The organism is Corynebacterium lubricantis DSM 45231 (assembly GCF_000379425.1).
GTDB lineage: Bacteria > Actinomycetota > Actinomycetes > Mycobacteriales > Mycobacteriaceae > Corynebacterium > Corynebacterium lubricantis.
In genome coordinates this window covers 87,864-94,182 of sequence record NZ_KB902184.1, presented here as the reverse complement: position 1 = coordinate 94,182, position 6,319 = coordinate 87,864, and the positions used below count along the sequence as shown (strand labels likewise).

At 61.7% G+C, this 6,319-nt stretch carries 5 protein-coding genes and 1 pseudogene; 2 read left to right on the top strand and 4 right to left on the bottom strand.

Annotated features, from left to right (window positions below; genetic code table 11):
• Window positions 1–373, bottom strand: a pseudogene (locus A37O_RS16035) (IS6 family transposase); the annotation flags it as partial.
• Between the two features lie 99 nt (window positions 374–472).
• Between A37O_RS16035 and A37O_RS0103415 the strand changes: the two are divergent.
• Window positions 473–1,786 (top strand): ISL3 family transposase, encoded by a 1,314-nt coding sequence (locus A37O_RS0103415; RefSeq protein ID WP_026196097.1) that lies wholly within the window; start codon window positions 473–475, stop codon window positions 1,784–1,786.
• On the opposite strand, the gene A37O_RS0103410 is transcribed toward A37O_RS0103415, so the two are convergent.
• From A37O_RS0103410 to A37O_RS0103400, 3 genes are read right to left on the bottom strand one after another with little or no spacing between them, the layout of a single operon-like run.
• Window positions 1,773–2,201: an FMN-binding negative transcriptional regulator gene (locus A37O_RS0103410; protein WP_018296094.1), complete on the bottom strand. Its 429-nt coding sequence runs from the start codon at window positions 2,199–2,201 to the stop codon at window positions 1,773–1,775. The genes A37O_RS0103415 and A37O_RS0103410 overlap by 14 nt on opposite strands.
• Before the next feature lie 18 nt (window positions 2,202–2,219).
• Complete coding sequence (locus A37O_RS14550; protein ID WP_018296093.1) at window positions 2,220–3,560, bottom strand: FGGY-family carbohydrate kinase; 1,341 nt, start codon at window positions 3,558–3,560, stop codon at window positions 2,220–2,222.
• A 10-nt stretch (window positions 3,561–3,570) separates the two neighbouring features.
• Window positions 3,571–5,484 (bottom strand): BCCT family transporter, encoded by a 1,914-nt coding sequence (locus A37O_RS0103400; protein ID WP_156802488.1) that lies wholly within the window; start codon window positions 5,482–5,484, stop codon window positions 3,571–3,573.
• A 207-nt stretch (window positions 5,485–5,691) separates the two neighbouring features.
• On the opposite strand from A37O_RS0103400, the gene A37O_RS14545 reads away from it, so the two are divergent.
• Entirely contained in the window at window positions 5,692–6,318 is a 627-nt protein-coding gene (locus tag A37O_RS14545) for a DsbA family oxidoreductase (RefSeq protein ID WP_018296091.1), read from the top strand.
• Window position 6,319: the final 1 nt, after the last annotated feature.

Sequence of the window (6,319 nt, the reverse complement as noted above, 5' to 3'; positions counted from 1 at the left end):
AGGGCCTTGGCCAGGAAACGCTTCGCTGCGGCCACGTTCCGCTTCGGAGAGAGGTAAAAGTCCAGGGTCTGGCCACCGGCGGTAATAGCCCGATAGAGGTAGCACCACCTGCCGCCGACCCGGATATAGGTCTCATCCACCCGCCAGGAACTGGCCTGCCAGTCAGGTACCTGCCGGTACCACCGTGTTTGCTTGTCCAGCTCAGGGGCGTATTTCTGGACCCAGCGGTGAGAATCGTGGTGTGATCGACCGGCACGCCCCGCTCAGTCATCATTTCCTCCAAGTCTCGGTAGCTCACCCCGTAGCGGCAGTACCACCGCACTGCCCACAGGATGATGTCACGGGGGAAATGACGACCGGAGAAGATGCCCATGGCTGTGATTATTTCACGCAGGTCTTCCTGTCGCCCGAACTTTGCAACAGCACCGATTGCGGTTCCTACACCTGCACCCAGAACCACCCAGGACCCGCTTTGAACGCTACCGCCAGCCTGCTTGCCGACACCATCTGCCGCACCGTCGAGCTCGGGGTGACGATCACCGACGCCGCGGTGGCCGACGAGTTCACGCACCTGTTCTGCTCCCCGGTCACGCTGGACCCGGTGTGCGCCGACTGCGGGACGGAGGGGAGGCTGCGTGACCACATCGAGCGGAAGGTGACCGATCTGCCGATCGTCGGGCATCCCACCAGGCTGCATGTGCGAGTACCGCGTTTCACCTGCGACAACATCGAATGCGAGACGCGCATCTTCCAGCAGCGGATGCCGGCGTTGGCTGAGCCGCGGGCCAAGACCACGCGTCGCTGCAGCCGCTGGATCCTGCAGCGCCTGGCGATCGACCGCACCAGCGTGTCCGCGGTGGCCAAGGCCCTCGGGCTGGGGTGGGATCTGGTCAACGATCTAGCACTGTCGGAGACTCGCACGATCGTCTACGACCAGCCCGGCCACTTCGACGGCGTCCGCATTCTCGGAGTCGACGAGCACAAATGGAAGCACGTGCGCGGTGACGGCAGCAGCTCATTCGTCACCGTGCTGGTGGACCTGACCCCGGTCGTGGACGGCACCGGCCCGTCTCGCCTGTTGGACATGGTCCCGGGGCGTTCGGCGAAAGTCCTCACTGACTGGCTCGACGCCCGTGACCAGGTGTTTCGGGACCGCATCAAGGTGGTCACGATGGACGGGTTTGCCGGCTACCACTCCGCGGCCGCCAGCGCGGTGCCCGCTGCCCGGACGGTGATGGATCCGTTCCACGTCGTGCATCTTGCCGCCGACAAGCTCACCGTGTGCCGCCAACGCATCCAGCAGGCCACCACCGGGCACCGGGGCCGCACCGGTGACCCCCTGTACGGGATCCGCCGCATCCTGCGCACCCGCGCCGAATTGCTGACCGACAAGCAGAAGGTGCGCCTGTTCAAGGCGTTCACCGCCCATGATGCACACGCGGCGGTGGAGGTCACCTACGGCGTCTACCAGCGACTCATCGCCGCCTACGAGGCCTCCGGCAAGCGGGAGGGCAAGATCGCGATGTACAAGCTCCTGCGCTCCATCCGGGCCGGTGTACCGAAAGAACTCCCCGAGCTGGCCCAACTTGGCCGGTCACTGTGGAAGCGGCACCGCGAGATCCTCGCCTACTTCGACGTGGGCGCCTCCAACGGACCCGTCGAGGCCATCAACGGCCGCCTCGAGCACCTCCGCGGAATCGCCCTGGGCTTCCGCAACCTCAAGCACTACATCCTGCGGTCACTGATCCACTCCGGACAGCTCCAGAACCGGATCAACGCACTCTAAATCCGGAAGGGCCGTCAAACTTTTCCACCAGCTCCTTCAAATGCGCGGTGGCAAAAGCGGTATCTCCGTCGCGGTGGCGCATGATGCCCTTCAGGTGCACGGCCACATAATCCAGCGACGGCACGCGTGGCATCTTGGCATCGTCGGGCTCGGGCGGTTGGTCCACCCCAGACACATATGCCGTGGGACCTTGGACAATGATCATTACCTCGGAGTCTTCCCATTGCCTGTTCACCTTGGCAAAATGCGCCTGAACATGCACCTGTCCCGACTCGTCGCGCTTGAGCACGAAAGGCATGATGGTCGCCTCAAGACCCGTTTCGGGTGAGGAACTAATAAATTGGCCGACACCGATGTCGGAGGCGAGCTGCAGTGCTTCGTCCTCGTCCATGCGATACGCGTTAGTAACGTACATGGCTTAAATTGTACGGGTTTATTCGGCCAAAAACTCCATGAGGCGAAGTTGCTTGTGCGCCGCCCCGGCATAGGAGTCATGAGCACGCGGATCCGGTGCGATGCGGCGCGTCGGAGTGTGCGACAAAGGGCGAAGCTCCGAGTCGGCATAGAGGGCCGCCCCGTGAAGTGCGGCGTCGGAGTCGTCGAAAAGCACGGCCGGACGCCCCAAAATATCGGCGACCATCCGCATCCACGGCGTCGAGCGCGAACCCCCGCCGACGACCGCAATGTCGCCGCGATCGGCCGGATCGCACGCCAGCGACAGCGACAGCACGACGGATTCCAGTATCGCCTGGTAGCACTCAATCGGCGTTGTCGTCGCTCGCTTATCGACGATGCCCGCGCCCAAGGTGTCACTGCGCACCGGGAAACGCTCGCCGTTGATGCTGGGAATGGCCGTCAATCCCGAGTAGCCGCGGCTGGTCAGCTGGGCGTCGGCAGCCTCTGGCGAAGTCCCGCCCAGGTAGAGGTTGCGCGCCCAGTCACTTGCGGAGGCCGCCGCGAGGAGAGCTGCGATTTGTAAGCTGTGGGATCCGAAAGTCAGGCGGTGTACTGTACCCGGGGTGTTTTGGGGACGCTCCAGCACACGCGCGTGCCAGCCGGTGGTGCCGAGGTAGAGATAATCCGCGCCGGGCGAGGTACCCACGATGCCGGCCGTGGTGGCACCCGCATCGCCGGGAGCCAAGTAGACGGGAACGCCTTCCTTCAAGTCCAGCTCGTTGGCGCCGACCTGGCCGATCAGCCCCTGAGAAATTGTGGGCAGCTGTGAGCGGCGCACGCCGACGCGCTCGAGTACGGGATCCAGCCAATCGCCATTGCCCGCAAGCCCCGTTGTGCTCGCGGTGGTGGGGTCGACGTGGTTGCCCAAGCCCAGCTCCTTGAGAACGACGCCGCTGGGGGAGAAGAGGAATTCGTCGTCACGCGAAACCCCAGCGCGCATGAGCATCGCGGCATTGGAGGTGGCGCCTTGCTCATTGCCGGTCAGCTGGTCCCAATCGGGGAAGTCGCGGTGGATCTGCTCGGCCTCAGGCTGCGAGCGGGTATCAGAATAGAGCCATGCATCACCTGCGAGGTGGCCGCCGGAATAGCGCACGAGGTCTTGCATCTGGCCGGTCAGTGCGACTGCGTCATAGTCAGCCGAACCCAGCCCCGCAACGGAAGTGGCCACGGCGCGCAGCCAATCGCGCGGGTCCTGCTCGACAACACCGCCCGTCCCGACATGCGTGGGGTAGGCGGTTGTGCAGCTAGACGTGCCCTCAGGAGAGATCAGCGCGGCTTTCGCGCCGGAGGTTCCCAGATCAATTGCGAGAGTAATCACAGGCTCAAGTCTAGGACTTCTGCGGCTCGTCGCCTTCTTCCTCGTCAAGCTTTTCTTGTTCGCGTTTTTGCTCTTCAAGGGCCTCGTCGACGTAGCCGTCGGCCCATTCACCGGTCTCGTAGTCGTAGTCGACCTTGTTGCCCTCTTCGTCGGTGCGCTGGTACCAATCGGTGAGGCTTTCGTCGGTGGAGTCGAAGCCCTCGCCGGCACCGCGACCTTCCTCGGCGTGGGTGACGGAGAGCTCGAAGTCGTCGCCGTGTTCCTCGAGGCCGCGCACCACAGCGTTTTCCACGGCGCTGCGGGCGTAGGTGCGTCGAATAGCGATCGGGTCAGTGAGCAGGTCTTTCACGAAGGCAACCATCATGCCCAGCAGCACCACCGAGAATGGCAGAGCGATCAAAATGGTGAGGTTTTGCAGACCGGACAGGGAGTTTTCGCCACCGGTGAGCAGCATGACCACGGCGATACCCATCATGCACAGACCCCAGAACACAACCACCAGCTTGTTCGGGGCGGGATCGCCCTTGGAGCTCATCGTGCCCATCACAACAGACGCCGAGTCTGCCGAAGTGATGAAGAAGATGGCCAGAACGAAAATCAAGATAAACGGTGTGATCTGTGCCAGTGGCAGCTGGTCGAACATGGCGAAGAGGACCTGCTCAGACGAGGCGTTTCCGTCGAAGCCAGGGACACCATTTTCGGAGAAGGTGATCGCGGTGCCGCCGAAGACGGTGAACGCGAGGATCAAAATCGCGGTGGGGATGAGCATCGTGGCCAGCGCGAATTCACGCAGGGTACGGCCGCGGGAAATGCGAGCGATGAACATGCCCACGAATGGGGTCCACGCGATCCACCACGCCCAGTAGAAGGCGGTCCAGGATTCTTGGAATTCCAGAGTCTCCGCGCCCCACGACAGGGAGCGCGACGCCATATCCAAGAAGTTGGACAGGTAGTACAAGGTGCCCGATGGGATCAGGTTCAGCAGGAACAGCGTCGGCCCGGTGAGGAAGACGAACAGCACCAGCAGCAGGGTCAGCGAGATGTTGATGTTCGACAGGTAGCGAATACCGCGCGAGACACCAGAGACCGCCGAGATGATGAACCCAACAGTCAGTACGGCGATAATCACGATCAAGACATTATTGCCCACCTCGCCGATGCCGCTGATGATTTCCACGCCGGTGCCGATCTGGGTCGCAGACAGGCCCAGCGTTGCAGCAGTGCCAAAGAGCGTTGCGACGATGGCCAGCATGTCAATGGCGCGACCGGCCACACCTTGTGTCTTACCTAGGCCAAGCAGCGGAGTAAATACAGACGAGATGAGGGAGCGACGCCCTCGTCGATAAGTGCTATACGCGATCGACGCACCGACGAACGCATAGACTGCCCACGCGGATAGACCCCAGTGGAAGTGTGATTGGGCCACAGCCTGGTGCAGCGCGGCAGGGGTTCCAGCCTCGACCGTCTCCGGAGGAGGGGAGAGGAAGTGCCACAGCGGCTCGGAGGGGCCGAAGAAGAAGATACCCACGCCGATACCCGCACCAAACATCATGGCGATCCATGAGAAGCGGGAGAATTCCGGCTGCTCGCCGTCTTTGCCCAGCGTGATGCGGCCCAAGCGCGAAAGGGAGAGCACAAGCATGATCACAATGCCCAAGATCATGACGATGTTGAGCAACCAACCAGCGTTGATCATACCCCAGTCGAAGGCCACGGCGGCGGTATCGGCTACCGACTGCGGGTTGGTCACACCCCAGATAATGAAGGCGACGATCGCCGTTGCGGTCAGCCAGAAGACGAGCTTGTCCACCCCGAAGGTGTGACGTTGTTCGTCAACGCTAATGCCCGGGACCAGACCGGGGTGCATGTTGTGTGGGTAGAGGCCCACATCGACTGTTTTACCTTTACGACGGGCCTGGCGCATGGCCTTGCCTGCCGGTGATTTGATGGACGAGTTATTTTCGGCCATAGGTTTTCAATTCCTTTGAGGCGCGCACGAGGCACACGGTGGTGTGTCTTTAGGGCCAAGTTGAGGACAATGACAATGTTCCTTTATGCAGGGACCCATCTAACCACAACGAAATTCACATGCGAAAAGGAATAGATTCTTTCGCGCGTGGTTGAATGAAATATGCGTATTGATATCTGGTCCGATTATGTCTGCCCGTTTTGCACGATCGGCGAGAAACATTTGTCCCTGGCCTTGGAAAAGTACGACGGCGACGTCGAAATTAACTGGCGCTCTTTCGAACTCGATCCTACTGCTCCGAAGGAGCCTACCCAAACGGGTGTAGAGCACCTCGTGGAGAAGAAGGGCATGCAGCCTGCCCAGGTTGAGCAGATGATGGAGGGCCTCGCCCAGCGCGCCTCCGCCGTCGGCCTGGACTTCAACTGGAAAGACCAGATCATGGTGAACACCTACAACGCGCACCGCGTGGGCCACCTCGCGCGTGAGCATGGCGTGGGTAACGAGTGGGACGCGGCGATGAAGCACGCATTCTTCACCGAGGGCAAGAACGTCGCCTCGGCAGAGACGATGAAGGAAGTCGGCGAGAAGATCGGTCTCGATGGCGCGCTTATCGACGACGTCCTGGCCACCGACAAATACACCGAAAACGTGGAAGAAGAGATCAACCAGGCCCGTCAGATTGGCATCAACGGTGTGCCATTCTTCGTTTTCGACGGCAAGCTTGCGGTCTCTGGCGCTCAGCCACCTGAGGTATTCACCCAGGCGATTGAGCAAGTCCAGACGATGTAGG

Excerpts from the sequence above, each read along its gene's own strand:
- A37O_RS14545 (WP_018296091.1), top strand. The coding sequence starts at position 5,692 with ATGCGTATTGATATCTGGTCCGATTATGTCTGCCCGTTTTGCACGATC.
- A37O_RS0103400 (WP_156802488.1), bottom strand. The coding sequence starts at position 5,484 with ATGCGCCAGGCCCGTCGTAAAGGTAAAACAGTCGATGTGGGCCTCTAC.
- A37O_RS0103410 (WP_018296094.1), bottom strand. The coding sequence starts at position 2,201 with ATGTACGTTACTAACGCGTATCGCATGGACGAGGACGAAGCACTGCAG.